Origin of the sequence: Actinoplanes sp. GCM10030250 (assembly GCF_042666575.1) — a bacterium.
Taxonomy (GTDB): Bacteria; Actinomycetota; Actinomycetes; order Mycobacteriales; family Micromonosporaceae; genus Actinoplanes.
Genome location: NZ_JBHTDO010000016.1, coordinates 25,851 through 43,867 on the forward strand (window position 1 = coordinate 25,851; position 18,017 = coordinate 43,867).

Sequence of the window (18,017 nt, forward strand, 5' to 3'; positions counted from 1 at the left end):
ATATCGGGCAGGACGGGAAGGACCGGATGAACGTACGGCAGAAGTTGCTGGGTGGATATCTGCTGGTGGCGCTGATGATCGCGGCCACCGCGCTGATCGCCTGGCGGGCCGACAACGCCTCCGCCGAGAGGGCCGCGGCGCAGGAGGCGGCCCAGTTGGCCCGGGGTGTCGCCAAGGACATCGCCTACGGGCTGCCGGCCAGCGCCGAGGACAAGATCGTCACCCCGCTCTACTACAGCCAGCGGGGGCTCGGCGAGTACCTGCAGCGGATGCACACCACGCAGCAGCGTGACGTCGTCGTGGTCGACCAGGGCAAGTTCATCCTCGGTGACGTCGTCGAGGAGAACGTCGGGACGGTTTTCGAGCATGATTCCGGCAACGAGGTGGGCCTGACCATCGCTGATGGCGAGCCCCGGGTGTTCGTGGAGGTCAGTGCGGACTATCCGGGTGGCATCAAGCAGGTGGTCGTACCGATGGCCAGCACCGGTGGCGTGACGATCGGCGCGATCATCCTCGAGTACACGCCGCTCTACGACCAGATGATGACCGGCGCCCGTCAGGCCCAGCGGATCATCCTGACCAGTGCGAGCGTCGCGACCGTACTCGTGCTCCTGATCGGTTTTCTTCTCTCCGGCTCGCTGATCCGGCGGATCACGGCGCTCACCACCGCGGTCCGGGTGATCCGCTCCGGCGACTACTCGCACCGGGTGCCGGAGGCCGGCCGCGACGAGATCGGCAAGCTCGCCCGCGCCTTCAACGCGATGGCCGAACAGCTCGAACGCTCGGCCCGAGAAATCCTCGCCAAGGAGTACACCGACAGCATCCTGGCCAACGCCGGCGAGGGGATCTGCGGCGTCGACACGGCCGGGCGGATCGCCTTCGCCAACGAGGCCGCCGGCCGGATCACCGGCGTCGGCGTGAGCGGGCTGCTCCAGCGGGAGGCGGCCCTGCTGCTGCCCGAAGCCGGCGACCACCTCACCGCCGGCACCCGGGAGAGCGTGCTGCAGCGCTCGGACGGCACCGCCGTACGCGTCGAGTACACCAACAGCGTGATCGAGAAGGACGGCCGGCCGATCGGGGCGGTCATCGTGCTGCGCGACGTCAGCCGTCAGCGCGCCCTCGAGTACGACCTGCGCCACCAGGCCCTGCACGACGCACTCACCGGGCTGCCGAACCGCAAGCTGCTGCTCGACCGCCTGGAGCACGCGCTCAGCCGGTCCCGCGCGTCCGGTGAGCAGATCGCGCTGCTCTACCTCGATCTGGACGGCTTCAAGCGGGTCAACGACAGCCTCGGGCACAACGCCGGTGACCTGCTTCTGCGTACCGCCGCGGACCGGCTGACCGCCGTGCTGCGGCCGCACGACACGGTCGCCCGGCTCGGCGGGGACGAGTTCGCCGTACTGCTGGAGGGCGCCTCCCCGCCGGTGGTCGAGGAACTCACCCAGGCCTGCCTCGAAGCCCTGGCCAAGCCGTTCGTCATGCACGGCCGCGAAGCCCTGGTCACCGTCAGCATCGGGGTGGTGCCCGACGCGGCCCGCTACACCGACGCCGACGAGGTGGTCCGCAACGCCGACGTGGCCATGTACGCGGCCAAGGACGAGGGCAAGAACCGCGCCATGCTGTTCGAGACCCGCATGCACGAACAGCTGCTCAACCGCCTCGACCAGGAGTCCCGGCTGCGTGCCGCGGTGCACCGCGGCGAGCTGCGCCTGCACCTGCAACCGGTGGCCGGCGTACCGGACGGCCGCATGCACGGCGTCGAGGCCCTGGTCCGCTGGCAGGACCCGGAACGCGGCCTGCAACAGCCCGGCTCGTTCATCCCCCTCGCCGAGGAAACCGGCATGATCATCGAGATCGACAGGTGGATCCTGCGGGAGGCGTGCCACACCGTGCGCCAGTGGCAGGACCACAGCCCGCACACCGCTCCCGCGTGGGTCAGCGTCAACCTCTCCGCCGCCCACCTGGAGACCGCCGACCTCACCGACCAGGTCGCGGGCGCCCTCGCCGCCACCGGCCTGTCACCGCACTGCCTGGTCCTCGAACTCACCGAGACCATGCTGATGCGCGACGTCGCCGTGACCTCCATCCGCCTCCAGGAACTCCGCGAACTCGGCGTCAAGATCGCCATCGACGACTTCGGCACCGGCTACTCGTCCCTCGGCTACCTGCGCGACATCCCCGTCGACGTCCTCAAGATCGACCGCTCGTTCATCACCGGCATGGTCGGCAACGCCCGCCAGCAGGAACTCGTCAGCGCCGTCATGCAACTCGGCCACACCCTCGGCCTGCGCGTCGTCGCCGAAGGCGTCGAGGACGCCGAGCAGCTGGCCCTGCTGACGGTCATGGGCTGCAAATTCGCCCAGGGCTACCACTTGGGCCGCCCCGAGCCCGTAGGCACCCTCTACGAACGCCTCAACAGACCGGCCGTGACAACTTCCTAAACCCTTCTTTCGTACGGTCGTCCCGAAGTCCCCACCCACACCTCCGGCAGCCCCACTGCAACACCAGGCCGTCCCGACCCGCCGGCTAATGACCCCCGGCTGGCCCCCAGCGGCCCCTCCCGCCCGTTTTGTGCCCGCTCAAAGCCAGCCCGTCAACCCAGCTGGCGCTCAGCAGCCCCTCCCGCCCGTTTTGCGCCCGCTCACGGCCAGCCCGTCAACCCAGCTGGCGCTCAGCGGCCCCTCCCGCCCGATTTGCGCCCGCTCACCGCCAGCCCGTCAACCCAGCTGGCGCTCAGCGGCCCCTCCCGCCCGATTTGCGCCCGCTCACCGCCAGCCCGTCAAGCCGGCTGGCGCTCAGGGGTGCCTCGCGCCCGATTTGTGCCCGCTCACGGCCAGCCGGGCCGCCCCGCGCGAACCAGGCAACGAGCCGGGCGAGCCGGCTGGCGCTCAGCGGCCCCTCCCGCCCGATTTGCGCCCCCTCACCGCCAGCCGGACCGCCCCCGCGCGAACCAGGCAACGAGCCGGGCAAGCCGGCTGGCGCTCAGCGGCCCCTCCCGCCCGATTTGCGCCCGCTCACAGCCAGCCCGTCAAGCCGGCTGGCGCTCAGGGGTGCCTCGCGCCCGATTTGTGCCCGCTCACGGCCAGCCGGGCCGCCCCGCGCGAACCAGGCAACGAGCCGGGCGAGCCGGCTGGCGCTCAGGGGTGCCTCGTGTCCGGTTTGTGCCCGCTCAGGGCCAGCTTGGAAGGGAACGGCCACCGCCCACTCGGGTTGAGCGGGTGAGCGGTGGCCGCGTTCGGGAGGGGTCAGCTCTGGACGAAGACCGAGACGGTGCGGGCGGGGACGGTGAGGGTGCCTGACCCTGGGGTGAAGGAGGCGGTGCGGGTCAGGGGGTCGGCGGAGGACTGCTGGATGGGGTGGAGGGTGACTCGCTTGCCGGCCAGGGCGGGGACCTTCTGGGTGACCGTCGACGGGGTGGCGTTGAAGACGACCGTCACCGACTTCCACTTCGGGTCGAGGCCGCGGCCGTCGAGGGTCATGGTGATCACGCCGGCGGTCTCGCCGGCGCCGGAGAGCGGGAAGGACAGGCGCTGCTGGACCTGCGCCGCGGTGGGCAGGCCGAATACCGGGGAGGACTTCCGGATCCGGAGGAACTCCTGGTAGCGCTTGTCCGACGCGTTGATCGAGGCGCAGTCCGGGATCAGGGCCGGGTCCGCGAGGAGCGGTTTCGCGTACGGGTACTTCGGCTCGTTGTCCGCCTTCGGTGGCAGGCCCTTGCCGAAGCCGTTGCCTTGGGCGCAGTCCCAGACGATCTCGTTGAACCAGTCACCCGAGTTGAACGAGTTGCGGTCCAGCGACTTCGAGCGCAACCGCTCGCTGCCGGTGGTCACGAAGCCGATGCCCTGGCCGAGTGCCGTGGTGGCCAAAGCCACCGACTGCGCCCGGGACCGCTGCTCAGCCGTGGTGGCCTGGGGCAGCTTGAAGGCCATGGAGTCGTACAGGATCTCGTTGTCGTGCGCGTCGACGTAGGTGATCGCCTCGCCGGGCGCCGCGTTGTAACCGGCCGGGGAGCCGTTGTAGTCGATGCCGGCTCCGGTCACCGTCGCACCGGACGAGCCGGTGAACGTGTAATCGGCCAGGTTGCCGGTGAGCCCCACCTTGATCAGGTCCTGGTAGTGCAGCAGGCGGGCCTTCTGCTCCGCCTCGGTCCCGTTGACCGGGTCGCCGTTGGGCGCACCGGCCAGGCCGGACGCGAAGCCCTGGATCCGCGGGTTCTCGTCGAACGGGCCGCCTCCACGGACGGCGTCGCGGAGCCGGTCGTTGAACGTGCCGATTCCGGTACCGGCGAGCTCGGTCTGGGACGCCTGGACGAACCTGGCGTTGCCGGCGACCTCACCGAAGTTCCAGCCCTCCCCGTACACATAGATGTTCTTGCCGTCGACGCCGTCCTTGCGGAGCGTCAGTTTGTCGAGAGCCTTGCGCACCGCCAGGATGTTCGCCTTCGGGTGGTGGCCCATCAAATCGAAACGGAAACCATCGATCTTGTACGCCTTGGCCCACGTCACGATCGAGTCGACGACGAGCTTGCCCATCATCGTGTTCTCCGGCGCGGTGTTGGAGCAGCAGGTGGAGTTGGCGATCGAGCCGTCCTCGAGCAGCCGCTGGTAGTAGCCGGGCACGATCTGGTCGAGCACCGACTTGGCGTCCGTGCCGGCGGCCGAGGTGTGGTTGTAGACGACGTCCATCACCACGCGCAGGCCGGCCTGGTTGACCCCGGTCACCATCGACCGGAACTCCCGGGTGCGGTTGGCGGGATCGACCGCGTAGCCACCTTCGGGAACCGTGTAGTGCAGCGGGTCGTAGCCCCAGTTGTAGCCGTCGGTCGCGGCGACCTTCTCGATGCAGGCCTGCTGCTCCTGCGAGTCGGCCGGGAACGAGGCCAGGTCGCACGGCGGCTGCTGCTGGTCGGCGCGCTTCTCCGGGATGGTGGCGAAGTCGAACGCCGGGAGCAGGTGCAGGTGGGTGACACCGGCGCCGGACAGCTCCCGGAGGTGCTTCATCCCCGCGGTGCCGGGCGAGGCGAACGCGGAGAACGTACCCCGGGCACTCGCCGGCACCGTGTCGTCGGCGATCGAGAAGTCACGGACCGACAGCTCCGAGATCTGGATCTTCCCGGGCGTGGTGGCGGCGGGTTTGCGCAGCGAGCCCCAGCCGGCCGGTGCCAGCGACGGATCGTCGAGGTCGGCGGCCTGGCTGCGGGTGGAGTCGGCGGCGAGCGCCACCGAGTACGGGTCCGTGACCGACGCCGTGACCACCTTCTGCGCGGCCGGCTGCCACGCGGTCACCCGGAACTTGTAGAACTTGCCCTTGCCGAGGCCCCGGTACGACCACACGCCGGTTCGGTCGTCGCGGGTCATCGCCTTGACCGCGGGTGTCCCACCGGCGGCGGTGTCGAACACCTCCAGCTCGACCTGGTGCGCGGTCGGCGCCCAGACCGACACGCTGGCGTCGTCCGGACCGAGCGTCGCGCCGGCTGCCGAGGCGTAGACGTCGTCGAGCGCACCGGCGAGCTGCACACCGGTGGCGGAGAGCAGCTTGCCCGCGGCGTCCCGCTCGGTCACCACGACCTGTCCGCGCAGGATCTCCTTGATGTCGGTCGCGGGAATCCGGAAGGCGTTGTACTGCCACAGGTGCGGGAACTTCTCGCGCTGGGCCTCGGTGAGCCCGTTGCGCCGGGCGTCGAGCCGCACGGACCGGTAGCTTCCGGTCAGCTCGCCGTCCGCGACACCGATCCCGCCGTTCCGGGAGTGGACCAGGTCGTAGACCTTGCCGTCGGTACCCGCGCCGACCGGCTCCAGCGTGCTGCCGATGCTGGTCTTCCAGGCCACCGTGCCGCGGTCGATCCAGACCGCCCGCGACTTCGCCACGTCGATCTCGCCGACACCGGCGGCGATCTTCACCAGCGGCAGCAGCCGGGTCTCCTGACCGGACAGCAGCCACACCTCACGACCGGCCTTGGCGAAGTCGAGCGACTGGTCGGTGGGCAGGTCCTTGGTGTCACCGTTGTGGAGGATGTAGCTGAGCGAGGTCGCGCCCGGCGCCAGCGGCACCTCGAAGGCGGCGCCGTAGGAGTCGATGCGCACCGGCTGCAGCGGGCTGGCCCAGTCGGTCGGGTTGGCCGCGCCCTCCCAGACGTGCAGGCCCCAGCCGTCGTAGTTCCCGTCGGCCTGGCGCCAGTGGAGGATCGCCTTGTTCGGGTCCTGCGCCGGGTCGGGTTCGCCGGTGGCGGCCTGCCGTGTCGGGTGGACCGTGGCGTCGCCCTGCTTGATCCAGACCTCCGGGTTGTCGGTGACGTTGATCGTACGGTCGGCGTCGACGTCCTTGACCCCGTCCTTGTTCACCACGACGAACCCGACGCTCTTGGCACCCGGCTTCAGCTTCACGTAGGCGAACCGCCCGTACGAGTCCTCACCGGCGAACGGCTGCCCGGCGGGCCACGTGGTGGTCATCGACGGATCGACGTCACCCCAGACGTAGAGGCCCCAGTCGTCGTAGCCGCCCGCGGGCCGCTGGTAGTGCACGACCGCGTAGCCGGCCGTGGAGGTGGCCTCCGGCGTACCGACGGTGATCGCCGAGGTGGACGACGCGAGCCGTCCCCGGCTGTCGCGCACCACTGCCTTGTACCGCACCTCGGTGCCGCCCGCCAGGCCGGTCAGGTCGTGGAAGACCCGGTACGGTGCCGTGTCGGCGGTGCCGAGCAGCTTCCACTCGCCGCCCGCGACCTGCGCCGCGAAGGTGACCGTGGACAGCGGGTCGCCGGTGGTCTGCGCGACGACCTCGGTACGGGTGGGCACGCTCGCGCCGGCCTGAGGAGCCGTGATCGTGACGGTCGGTGCGGCGGCGGGCGCCGGGACCGTCCCGCCCTTGTAGACCAGTGTGGACAGCGCCGGAACGGTGACCGTGATCTTGCCGTCGGCCGCCGTCACCGCGCCGGTCGCCCCGTAGACGCCGGTGAACGCGCCGGCGGAGACCGGGAAGGTCACGGTCTGCGTGGTGGTGGCGTTGTTGACGGCGACCACGTATTCGGTGCGGGACTTCTTGTCGATCCGCGACGCCGCGAAGACACCCTGACCCTGCGCTCCGTACCGGGTGACCTGCACGCCGTCGACCAGCGCGGGGTGCGCTTTCCGGAGTTTCGCGAGCTCGGCGATCGTACGATAAAGGGGGTGTCCGGTGTTGTAGTTGTCCACCGCGTGGGTGCGCTCGGTGCCGATCAGGTCGTCGTCCAGATAGTCCGCGCTCTTGTTCGCGAACAGGTCCTGGCGTGCGTCCTTGTCACCGCCCGGCCCGGTGAAGCCCTGCTCGTCGCCGGAGTAGACGACCGGCTGGCCGCGCGTCAGGAACATCAGCTCGTGCGCCAGCTGGTCACGCTTGAGCTGGGTGTCGGCGGTCGACGCGGCGGCGATGAACGAGCCGATCCGGCCCATGTCGTGGTTGCCGAGGAAGGTCGGCAGCCGGTCCGCGCCGGTGTCCCGGGCGGTGTAGACGTCGTCCTTGGCGTAGAGATCGGACAGTGCGCTCGCCGGGCTGTTGCCGGTGACGAAACCTCGTGCCGTCTCCTGGAAGGAGAAGTCGAGCGTGGCGGGCAGCCCACCGCGGCGCACGTAGGTCGACTGGATCTCCTGGTCGGCGCTGTAGACCTCGCCGAACATGAAGAAGTCGTCCTTGCCGGCCCGGTCGGCGGCCTTCTTGATGCCGGGCGCCCACTGCTGCCAGAACTCCAGGTTGGAGTGCTTGACGGTGTCGAGGCGGTACCCGTCGATCCCGGTGTCCTTGATCCAGTCGCCGTAGATCTCGGTCATGCCCTCGACCACCTCGGGACGCTCGGTGAAGAGGTCGTCGAGGCCGTAGAAGTCGCCGTACTCGCTGTTCTCACCGGCAAAGGTGGAGTCACCGCGGTTGTGGTACATGCTCACGTCGTTGAGCCAGGCCGGCTTCTTGACGGAGCGGTCCGCCTTGTTGCCGAAGGTCGGCGTGTACGGCGCCGTGGTCTCGGGGAAGTCGCTCGCGGTCGCGTAGTTGCGGTCCTCGAAGGGCTGCCCTTCGGCGTCGCGGTACGGCGAGTCGGACTTGTCGACGTAGGTGTACTCGTTCTCCGCGTACTTGATGACGTCCGCGGTGTGGTTGACGATGATGTCCAGGTAGATCTTCATGCCGCGCTGGTGCGCCAGCTTGACCAGCTTCTTCAGGTCCGCGTTGGTGCCGAAGTGCGGGTCCACCTGGGTGAAGTCGGTGATCCAGTACCCGTGGTACCCGGCCGAGACGTCGCTGCCGGTGCCCTGCACGGGACGGTTCTTGAAGACCGGAGCGAGCCAGATGGCGGTGGTGCCGAGGCCCTGGATGTACTCCAGGCGCTCCATCACGCCCTTCAGGTCGCCCCCGTGGTAGAAGCCCTTGTCAGTGGGGTCGTAGCCGGTGGAGAGGCGGTCGCCGGAGAGGCCGCCCTTGTCGTTGCGGTTGTCGCCGTTGGCGAACCGGTCCGGCAGTACGAAGTAGAACTGCTCGTTCCTGGCCGGTTTGTCGGAGCCCCAGTTGGCGATGACGGCCGCGCTGGGTTCCGCGGTCTTCGCGGGTGTCGCGGCTGCCGGGGCGGCCGGCACGGCGATCAGCGGGAGGAAGAGGCTGAGCAGAGCGGCGCCCAGCTTCCGGTGACGGTGTAACGGTCTGCTCGGTGCCACAGCGGTGCACCCTTCCGATTCGGTGGTATCGGCATTTGTCGGCTACTGAGGGCGGTCGGCGACCCCACCGGGGCCACTGAAGTAATCTCAATATGGGGAGCCAGATCGACCGCCGGGGACTCGGCGACATCGAAGATCGGCTGTATCGTCCCTGTTGCGGGGACGCTAGCAAGGACTTCCATGGAATGGAAGACCTTTCAGGACCATGCTGACCGAACAACCGACCAACTAGAGTGAGAACTATGCGTGCGCGAATGGCCGACATCGCCAAACAGGCTCAAGTCAGTGAGGCGACGGTGTCGCGTGTCATCAACGACCGCCCCGGTGTCTCCGCGGAAACAAGACAAGCGGTCCTCACGGCGCTCGACGTCCTCGGTTATGAACGGCCCGAGCGGCTGCGCAAGCGCAGCGCCGGGCTCGTCGGCCTTGTCGTCCCCGAGCTCGACAACCCGATCTTCCCCGCGTTCGCCCAGGTCATCGAGTCGACCCTGGCCCAACATGGCTACACGCCGGTCCTCTGCACCCAGTCACCGGGCGGCGTCACCGAGGATGAATATGTGGAGATGCTCCTGGACCGTCAGGTCTCCGGCATCGTCTTCATCTCCTCACTCTCCGCCGACACCACCTCGGACCGCTCCCGATACCAGCGCCTGCTCGACCGGCCGCTGCCGATCGTGCTGGTGAACGGATACGCGGCGGGCCTGGAGGCACCGTTCGTCTCCTGCGACGACCGGCTCGCGGGCGACCTGGCCGTCACCCACCTGGTCGCGCTGGGTCACCGCCGGATCGGCCTGATCTCCGGCCCGAACCGCTTCATCAACACCCAGCGCAAGCTCGAGGGCTACCGCGCCGCCCTGCGCCGCGAGACCGGCGCCTCCGACGCCGAGCTGGACGACTGGACCTCGCTCACGCTGTTCGGCGTCGAGGGTGGCGAGGTCGCCGCGGAACGGCTGCTCGCCAGGGGTGTCACCGGCATGATCTGCGCCTCCGACATGATGGCGCTGGGCGCCATCCGGGCCGCCCGGCGCCGCGGGCTGCGGGTGCCGGAGGACGTCTCGGTGATCGGCTTCGACGACTCCGCGCTGATCCCGTTCACCGACCCGCCGCTGACCACGCTGCGCCAGCCGGTGATCTCGATGGCGGTCGCCGCCGTGCGCTCGCTGGTCGACGAGATCAACGGGCACGGCGCGCCGCACTCGGAATACCTTTTCCACCCCGAGCTGGTGGTCCGCAACTCGACGGCGATCGCGCCGGTCCGCACCGGCGTTCCGGTGGCCACACCCGCCGCTTGAAACGCCCGCGATGGGCGGCCCGCGGTCGGCCGCCCGTCGTGAGAGCGTTCTCTCGCTTTCGACGAAAAGCTCCGGAATCCGTTTCCGAACGGATTCCGGAGCATTTACGGATTAGCCCTTGGTGCCGCCGGCGGTAAGCCCGGAGACAAGATGCCGCTGGGCGAAAAGGAATACGATTCCGGCCGGCACCGTGACGAGTACGGCGGCCGCCGTGAGGTATTCCCACTGCGGATTGAACTGCGGCACGAACTGTTGCAGACCGTAAGCCAGGGTGAACCTGTTGTCGGTCTGGATCAGCGCCGAGGCGTAGGCCACCTCGCCCCACGCGGTGAGGAACGTGTAGAAACCGGTCACCGCGACGGCCGGCCGGGCGAGCGGCAGGATCACCCGGTAGAACGTGCGGAACGGGCCGCAGCCGTCGAGCGACGCCGCCTCGTCCAGCGAGGTCGGGATCGAGTCGAAGTAACCCTTGAGCATCCAGGCGCAGAACGGCACCGCGATGGTCAGGTACGCGATCACCAGCGCCGGCAGCGTGTTGACCAGGCCCAGGTTCGCCATGATCGTGTAGATCGGCACGATCAGGATGGCCACCGGGAACATCTGCGTGACCAGGAAGACCATCATCAGCGGACGGCGGCCCGGGAAGTTGAAACGGGACAGCGCGTACCCGGTGGTGGCCGAGCAGAAGATGCCGATCAGCATGGTCAGCGCCGCGACGATCACCGAGTTCAGGAACCACGTCGGGAAGCTGGTCTCGAACAGCACGTACTCGTAGTTGGCCAGGGTGGGGTCCTTGACCAGGGTGATCTCGGTGCTCTGTACGGCGTACCCCGGCTTGAAGGACGACAGCAGCACCCAGACGATCGGCCCGACAGCGATCAGCGACGCCACGATCAGCGTGCCGTGCAGCAGCACCGACATCCCGAGCGAACGCCGCCCACGCCGGGGCTTGTTCAGCGGCGCCGGCGCGCTCGGCGCCACGGACGGGGTCTTGTCCAACGTCAGCTGGGTCACGTCACCACACCTCGCCTTGCTTGCGCAGCGCCCGCCGGTAGAACACCGAGAAGACGAGCAGAATCGACAAGATCAGGACACCGTACGTCGAGGCGAGCGAATAGTTCCGGATACCTTCGAAGGCAGCCCGGAAGGCACCCGTCACCAGGATCTCCGTCTGTCCGGCCGGCTGCCCCTCGGTCACCAGGAAGATGATCGGGAACATGTTGAAGGTCCAGATCGTGCCGAGCAGGATCACCGTCATGCTGACCGGCCGCAGGCCCGGCAGGGTGATCGAGCGGAACCGCTGCCACGGCGACGCACCGTCGATCTCCGCCGACTCGTAAAGCTCGTCCGGGATGCTCTGCAAGCCGCCGAGGATCGCCACCATCATGAACGGCACACCCAGCCAGATGTTGGTGATGATCGCGACGAACAGCGCCGACCACCGGTCCGAGAACCAGGCGACCGACTCGATGCCGACCGCGTTGAGCAGCGAGTTGACCAGGCCGAGGCGCTCGTTGAAGAGGAACTTCCAGGCGAAGGCGCTGATGAACGCGGGCACCGCCCAGGGCAGCACCAGCAGCACCCGGTAGAGGCCGCGGAACCGGAACTGCCGGTGCAGCATCACGGCCAGGCCGAGGCCGAGCCCGTAGTGGAAGGTGACACCGGCGATGGTCCAGATCAGGGTGTTGCTCGCCCACATCCAGAACTCGCCGATCCGGCCGGTGAGGATGTTGACGTAGTTGTCGAGCCCGACGAACGCCCAGGCGTTCGGGTTCTCCTTGCAGACCTCGCCACCGGTGATCGACTTGGTGCAGATCTCGGCGAGCTGGTTGGCCTCGGTCTGGTCGGTGAACGACAGCCAGACCCCGTTGATCAGGGGATAGAAGATCAGAACCGCCATCACGACGACGACGGGAACGACCATCGCCCAGGCGGACCAGTGCTTGTCCCAGCTGCGGCGCAGCCGGGGCAGCGAACCGGTGACAGTGGTCATCTCAAGTGCTCCAGGGGAAGGGTGCGGGCGCCGGCCTCACGACCGGCGCCCGCGGACACGTCAGGACGCGGAGTACGCCGGAACGACCTCTGCCTTGTACTTCTCGGCGACGGCGTCGAGCGACGCCTTCGGGTCCTTGTTCTGGATCAGGACCTCGGTGGCCATCTGGTCGAGCGGGCCGAAGAACTGGCCGCCCTCGGGGATCCACGGGCGGCTCGCGGCGGCCTCGGCGACCGGCTTGAAGGCGGAGACGACAGCGTTGTTCTTGACCGCGTCGAGCTCGTACGCCGACTTGCGGGTGGGCAGCAGGCCCAGCTTCTCGGCGAGGAAGGCCTGCGACTCGGCGGAGTTCAGGTGCTTCACGAACGCCACGGCGGCCGGGGCCTTCTCCTGCGGTACGCCGGACCAGATGACGTAGTTGTGACCGCCGATCGGTGCGGCCGCCTTGACGGAACCGGCGGGCACCGGCGCGACACCGAGGTTCTCGACACCGCCGAAGGACGGCGCCGACTTGATGTTGTTGACCTCCCACGGGCCGTTGATGATGAACGCGACCTTCTTCTCCTTGAAGAGGGTCATCATCGTGCCGTACGAGTCGGTGGCCGACGGCTTGACCGAGGCACCGCTGTCGATCAGGTCCTTGGCGATCTTCAGGCCGGCGACGTTCTGCTCGGAGTTGACCGTGATCGTCTTGGACGCCGTGTCGACGACGTCGCCGCCCTCGCCGTACATGAACGGCAGCGTGAAGTAGCCGGCGGCGTTGACGTAGAGGCCGTCGGCGCCGGTCTTCGACTTGACGGCCTGCGCGGCGGTCTTCAGGTCGGCCCAGGTCTTCGGCACCTCGACGCCGGCCTTCTCGACCAGCTCCTTGTTGTAGAGCAGGGCGAGGCTGTCGGTGACCTGCGGTACGCCGTAGGTCTTGCCGTCGAACTTGTTGGAGGCGAGCGGGGCCGGCAGGTAGTCGGCCTCGTCCGCGAGCAGCTCGGAACCGTCGAGCGCGTACAGGTGGCCCAGGGACGCGAACTCGGGCACCCAGGCGACCTCGGCGCGCAGGATGTCGGGCGCACCGGTCTTGGCCTGCGCGGCGGTCTTGAACTTGTTCTGCGCGTCAGCGAACGGCACCGACTGGTAGTTGATTTTGACGTTCGGATACGTCTGGTTGAACTTGGTGATCAGCTCCTTGAACGCCGGCCCCTCGTTCTTGGCGTCCGAGGTGTCCCACCACGTGAGTTCGGCGGTGAGGGAAGCCGGGTCGACCTTGGCGGCCTCGGTGCTCTCCTCCTTCTTGTCGCCACCACACGCGGCGATGGAGAAGGCGAGGGTCACGGAGGCCAGGGTGGCCAGTCCCTTGGTTATGCGACGCATGTTGCGCTCCTTGATTACCTGCTGGGGTATCGGCGAGACGGTAGCAAGAAGTTTCGGTGTTAGAAACCCCTTGCGAATCCTCTTGCAACAGTGCGAGCGCGCGAAGCTGGGTGATCCGGACTTTGCGGACGGAATCCGAGGGTTTTGGCTGCCTGAAGCGCCTTCTGAGCGTGCGGTTCTCACGTCAGCGTCATGGAAGTGGTTGCAAGACCTGAGCCCAGCGCGACTCGGGATGCTCGCGCGGCTCTGCAACTGCTTTCACCATCAACCGAAAAACGGCCGCCCCCGTCGAGATCGACGGGGGCGGCCGGGTGGAACAAGCGGGAGCTAGCGGGGGACGACCTTCTCCACCGCCCACTGACGCCAGTTGTCCAACTTGTGCTGCACGGTGGCCAGCTGATCCCGCACCGGCCCCGGCCCCGTCGAACCCGGCGTCGTCCGGGCGGCCAGCGCCGACCCCACCGACAGCACCTCGCGCACCGACGGATCAAGGTGTTCGCTGACCGTCTTCAGGTCGTCGTCGGTGACGTCCTCGAGCTCGCACTCCCGCGCCGAGCACAGCGCCACCAGCCGGCCGGTGATCTCGTGCGCGTCCCGGAACGGCACACCCTTGCGAACGAGCCAGTCGGCGACCTCGGTGGCGAGCGAGAACCCCACCGGTGCGGCGGCGGCGAGCCGGTCCACCCGTACCGTCATGGTGGAGACCATCCCGGCAAGTGCCGGCAGCAGCAGCTGAAGAGTGTCCACCGCGTCGAATGCGGGCTCTTTGTCCTCCTGCATGTCCCGGTCGTAGGTGAGCGGCAGTCCCTTGAGCATGGTCAGCACCGCGACCAGACCGCCCACCAGGCGCCCGCTCTTACCCCGCGCGAGTTCCGCGATGTCCGCGTTCTTCTTCTGCGGCATGATCGACGAGCCGGTGGCGAACGCGTCGTCCAGCTCCACCCAGCCGAACTCGGTGGAGGTCCAGAGCACGACCTCCTCACCGAGCCGGGACAGGTGCACACCGATCAGCGCCGTGATGAACAGGAACTCGGCGACGAAGTCACGGTCCGCAACCGCGTCCATCGAGTTCTGCGCCGGCGCAGTGAACCCGAGCTCCTTCGCCACCGCCGCCGGGTCCAGCGGCAGCGACGACCCGGCGAGGGCTCCGCTACCGAGCGGGCTGATCGCCGTCCGCGAGTCCCAGTCGCGCAGCCGCTCCAGGTCGCGCAGCAGCGGCTGCACGTGAGCGAGCAGCCAGTGACCGAAACTGACCGGTTGCGCGTGCTGCACGTGGGTCAGGCCCGGCGCCGGGGTGTCCACGTTCCGCGCGGCCTGCTCGGTCAGCGCGTCCGCCAGCTCGATCAGCGCCACCGCCACCCCGCGGGCGTGATCCCGCAGGTAGAGGCGCAAGTCGGTGGCCACCTGGTCGTTGCGGGAACGCCCCGCGCGCAGCTTGCCGCCGAGCGCGCCGAGCCGCTCCAGCAGCCCGCGCTCCAGCGCGGTGTGCACGTCCTCGTCCTCGATCGTCGGCCGGAACTCACCAGCCGCACACGCCGACGCCAGATCGTCCAGAGCCGCGAGGATCCGGCCCAGCTCGTCAGCGTCGAGCAGTCCCGCGTTCGCCAGCACCCGGGCGTGCGCACGCGACGCAAGCAGGTCATAAGGCGCCAAACGCCAATCGAACTGCACGCTCACGCTCAGCCGGGCCAGTGCCTCCGCCGGGCCACCGGCGAAACGCCCGCCCCACAGCCTGGTCGGCTCGTCACTCTCCGACACGGTGTCTCCTAGCTCGTTCACGGTGGTTTCCTGACCCTATCGTTGCGGTTTCCGACGACCACGCCCGGCTCGATCCGGGGGATCCGGCGTGGCTTCAAGCTTTTTTCGTACGATCGACGCAAAGTCCCCGGGCTACACCGCGACCCGGGTGCGGCGCGGGGCCGTTGCGCGCCCGCCGGGCTGAACCGGGGGGCCGGGTTCGACCCGATAGGGTCGGCTCATGAGCAGCCTCGATCTCACCGGCGACGTCGTCGAACTCACCAGAACCATCTGCGACATCCCCTCGGTGAGCGGTGACGAGAAGCAGCTGGCGGACGCCGTCGAGGCCGCCCTGGCAGCATTCCCCCACCTCGAAGTGCTCCGCGACGGCGACGCGGTCGTGGCCCGCACGAACCTGGGCCGCGACACCCGGGTGGTGCTCGCCGGGCACCTCGACACCGTGCCGATCGCCGGCAACCTGCCCGTCACCACGACCGGCTCCGGCGACGACGAGATCATGCACGGCCGCGGCACCGTCGACATGAAGGCCGGCGTCGCCGTCATGCTGCACCTCGCTGCCACGCTGACCTCCCCCCGCTACGACCTCACCTACGTCTTCTACGACCACGAGGAAGTGGCCGCCCGCCTCAACGGCCTCGGCCGCCTCGTGCGCAACCACCCCGAGTGGCTGACCGGCGACTTCGCCATCCTCGGCGAGCCCTCCGACGGCACCGTCGAGGGCGGCTGCCAGGGCACCATGCGCGTGAAGATCACCGTCCCCGGTGTCGCCGCGCACGCCGCCCGGTCGTGGCGCGGCAGCAACGCCATCCACAGCGCGGGAGCGGTCCTCGACGTGCTGCGCGCCTACGAACCGCGCCAGCCGATCGTCGAGGGCCTCCAGTACCACGAAGGCCTCAACGCCGTGAAGATCGAGGGCGGCATCGCCGGCAACGTGATCCCCGACCTCTGCGTCGTCCACGTCAACCACCGCTTCGCCCCCGACCGCGACGTCGCCACCGCCGAGGCCCACCTGCGCGAGGTCTTCGCCGGCTTCGACCTCGAGGTCACCGACGCCGCCCCCGGCGCCCGCCCCGGCCTGGACCGCCCCGCCGCCAAGGAGTTCGTCGACCTGGTCGGCCGGACCCCGCAGGCCAAGTTGGGCTGGACCGACGTCTCCCGCTTCGCCGGCCTCGGCATCCCGGCGGTGAACTACGGCCCCGGAGATCCGCTGCAGGCCCACACGGACGGGGAGCATGTGCCTGTTCCGGAGATCCGCCAGGCCCTGCACGTACTGACCTCCTGGCTCAGCTGATCCCGCCACCCACTTCTCACCCTCGGGGCCTCCCCACCCGCGCGCGCCCCCATTCGCGATCTTGTGGAGTTGTGCCGCACCGGGGTGCTTGAACTCCACAAGATCGCAGGAGCCGCGCCCGTCCGCGCGCCCCCATCCGCGAAGTTGTGGAGTTGTGCCGCACCGGGGCGCTTGAACTCCACAAGATCGCAGGAGCCGCGCCCGCCCGCGCCCGTCCGCCCGTCCGCCCGTCCGCCCGTCCGCGATCTTGTGGACTTGCGTCACAACGGGTTGCCGCGACTCCACAAGGTCGCCGCGAAGCGGGGCGGGGCTGAGCGGGGCGGGGCGTGCGGGGCGGGGCTGAGCGGGGCGGGGGGGGCGGGGCGGGCGTTACTCGGTGGGGGTGGCGGCGGCTCGGGCGATGGTGCCGGGGGTGGCGTACATGTGGGCGAAGGCTCGCGCCTGCTCGCCGGTCCACAGTGAGGAGCCGTGGCCGTAGACGACGCCCGAGCGGGTGGCGGCGTCCAGCATGCTGTAGGGGCTCTTACTGCCGAGCGGCACGATGTTGCCCTTGTTCAGCAGGACCCGCACGGTGCCGGTGACCCGGCTCTGGCTGGAGTCCAGGAAGGCCCGGAAGTCGTCCATGATCGGGTCGAAGTAGACGGCCTCGTGGAGCAGATCGCCGTACGTGTTCCCCAGCGTTGCCTTTGTCGCCTGCTGCCGGTTGGAGAGGACCAGCTTCTCCAGCTCGCGGTGCGCGGCGATCAGGATCAGCATGCCGGGCGCCTCGAAGCCGACGCGGGCCAGGTTGCCGACCATCGTCGAGCCCATGTGGATGCCGCGGCCGACGCCGTGCTCGCCGCCGAGAACGTTGAGGGCGCGCAGGATCGCGTAGTTCGGCGCGCCCGGCCCGGTGCCCTCGATCGGGTCGCCGGCCACCGTCGTGGCGGAGACGACCTCGCCCTTGTCGAAGGTCAGCAGCAGCTCGACACCCTTCTCCGGCGCCGCGTCGATCGACTTCGTGTAGGTCCAGGCGTCCTCCGGCAGGTACTCCCAGGAGCCGTAGGTCTCCTCGCCGCCGATCGAGGTGCCGATCAGGCCCTCGTTGATCGAGTACTTCTTGATCTTGTCGCTGACCTCGTAGCCCCGGCCGCGCAGGAAGTCGGTCTCCTCCTCGCGGGTACGCCGCTCGTCACGGACCGGCGTCACGATCTCGAGCTGCGGAGCCAGCGCGCGGATCACCGCGTCGTAACGGACGTGATCGGCACCGGCACCGGTCGAGCCGTGCGCCACCGCGTCCGCGCCGACCCGCAGCGCCACCTCGACGACCTTCTCCGCCTGGATCAGCCGCTCCGCGCCGACACACGACGGGTAGGCGCCGTTGCGCAGGTAGTTCGCCTTGATCGCGTACGTGATGACGCGCTCGTAGAGCTCCGCACGCGCGTCGACCACGTGGTGCTCGACGGCTCCCAGCTCCTCGGCGCGCGCCTTGACGGCCTCACCCTCGCCGCTGTGCAGGCCGCCGGTGTCGATGTTGGCGGTCACCACGTCCCAGCCCTGCTCGCGGAAGGAGACGAGCAGGTACGAGGTGTCCAGACCACCCGAGAAGGCGAGGACGATCTTGCGCTTGGTCATTACGGAGTTCCCATCAGGAGCGTCAG

At 68.9% G+C, this 18,017-nt stretch carries 9 protein-coding genes; 3 read left to right on the top strand and 6 right to left on the bottom strand.

What is annotated here, in order from left to right:
- Positions 1-26 precede the first annotated feature (26 nt).
- A complete protein-coding gene (locus ACFQV6_RS21045; protein WP_378029238.1) occupies positions 27-2,441 on the top strand; it encodes an EAL domain-containing protein in 2,415 nt (804 codons plus the stop codon).
- 804 nt (positions 2,442-3,245) lie between these two features.
- On the opposite strand, the gene pulA is transcribed toward ACFQV6_RS21045, so the two are convergent.
- Positions 3,246-8,678, bottom strand: a complete 5,433-nt coding sequence (gene pulA, locus ACFQV6_RS21050) for a pullulanase-type alpha-1,6-glucosidase (protein ID WP_378029239.1) — start codon at positions 8,676-8,678, stop codon at positions 3,246-3,248.
- A gap of 242 nt (positions 8,679-8,920) precedes the next feature.
- On the opposite strand from pulA, the gene ACFQV6_RS21055 reads away from it, so the two are divergent.
- Complete coding sequence (locus tag ACFQV6_RS21055; protein ID WP_378029240.1) at positions 8,921-9,970, top strand: LacI family DNA-binding transcriptional regulator; 1,050 nt, start codon at positions 8,921-8,923, stop codon at positions 9,968-9,970.
- A gap of 111 nt (positions 9,971-10,081) precedes the next feature.
- Here the strand turns inward: ACFQV6_RS21055 and ACFQV6_RS21060 are convergent, their stop codons facing one another.
- The 4 genes from ACFQV6_RS21060 to argH form a co-directional block, all read right to left on the bottom strand.
- Positions 10,082-10,891, bottom strand: coding sequence for a sugar ABC transporter permease (locus ACFQV6_RS21060; protein ID WP_378029369.1), 810 nt, complete (start codon positions 10,889-10,891; stop codon positions 10,082-10,084).
- A 94-nt stretch (positions 10,892-10,985) separates the two neighbouring features.
- Entirely contained in the window at positions 10,986-11,963 is a 978-nt protein-coding gene (locus tag ACFQV6_RS21065; protein WP_378029241.1) for a carbohydrate ABC transporter permease, read from the bottom strand.
- 60 nt (positions 11,964-12,023) lie between these two features.
- On the bottom strand, positions 12,024-13,328 hold the full coding sequence (locus ACFQV6_RS21070) for an extracellular solute-binding protein (protein ID WP_378029242.1): 1,305 nt from the start codon (positions 13,326-13,328) through the stop codon (positions 12,024-12,026).
- Between the two features lie 327 nt (positions 13,329-13,655).
- Positions 13,656-15,086, bottom strand: a complete 1,431-nt coding sequence (gene argH / locus ACFQV6_RS21075; protein WP_378029243.1) for an argininosuccinate lyase — start codon at positions 15,084-15,086, stop codon at positions 13,656-13,658.
- Positions 15,087-15,306: 220 nt separating this feature from the next.
- Here argH and dapE point away from each other — a divergent pair, with 220 nt between their 5' ends.
- On the top strand, positions 15,307-16,377 hold the full coding sequence (gene dapE / locus ACFQV6_RS21080; protein ID WP_378029244.1) for a succinyl-diaminopimelate desuccinylase: 1,071 nt from the start codon (positions 15,307-15,309) through the stop codon (positions 16,375-16,377).
- 369 nt (positions 16,378-16,746) lie between these two features.
- Here the strand turns inward: dapE and argG are convergent, their stop codons facing one another.
- Positions 16,747-17,991, bottom strand: a complete 1,245-nt coding sequence (gene argG / locus ACFQV6_RS21085; RefSeq protein WP_378029245.1) for an argininosuccinate synthase — start codon at positions 17,989-17,991, stop codon at positions 16,747-16,749.
- Positions 17,992-18,017 lie beyond the last annotated feature (26 nt).

Coding starts and splice junctions, on each gene's coding strand:
- argG (WP_378029245.1), bottom strand. CDS start 17,991: ATGACCAAGCGCAAGATCGTCCTCGCCTTCTCGGGTGGTCTGGACACC.
- ACFQV6_RS21065 (WP_378029241.1), bottom strand. CDS start 11,963: ATGACCACTGTCACCGGTTCGCTGCCCCGGCTGCGCCGCAGCTGGGAC.
- ACFQV6_RS21055 (WP_378029240.1), top strand. CDS start 8,921: ATGCGTGCGCGAATGGCCGACATCGCCAAACAGGCTCAAGTCAGTGAG.
- ACFQV6_RS21045 (WP_378029238.1), top strand. CDS start 27: ATGAACGTACGGCAGAAGTTGCTGGGTGGATATCTGCTGGTGGCGCTG.
- ACFQV6_RS21060 (WP_378029369.1), bottom strand. CDS start 10,891: ATGTCGGTGCTGCTGCACGGCACGCTGATCGTGGCGTCGCTGATCGCT.
- ACFQV6_RS21070 (WP_378029242.1), bottom strand. CDS start 13,328: ATGCGTCGCATAACCAAGGGACTGGCCACCCTGGCCTCCGTGACCCTC.
- dapE (WP_378029244.1), top strand. CDS start 15,307: ATGAGCAGCCTCGATCTCACCGGCGACGTCGTCGAACTCACCAGAACC.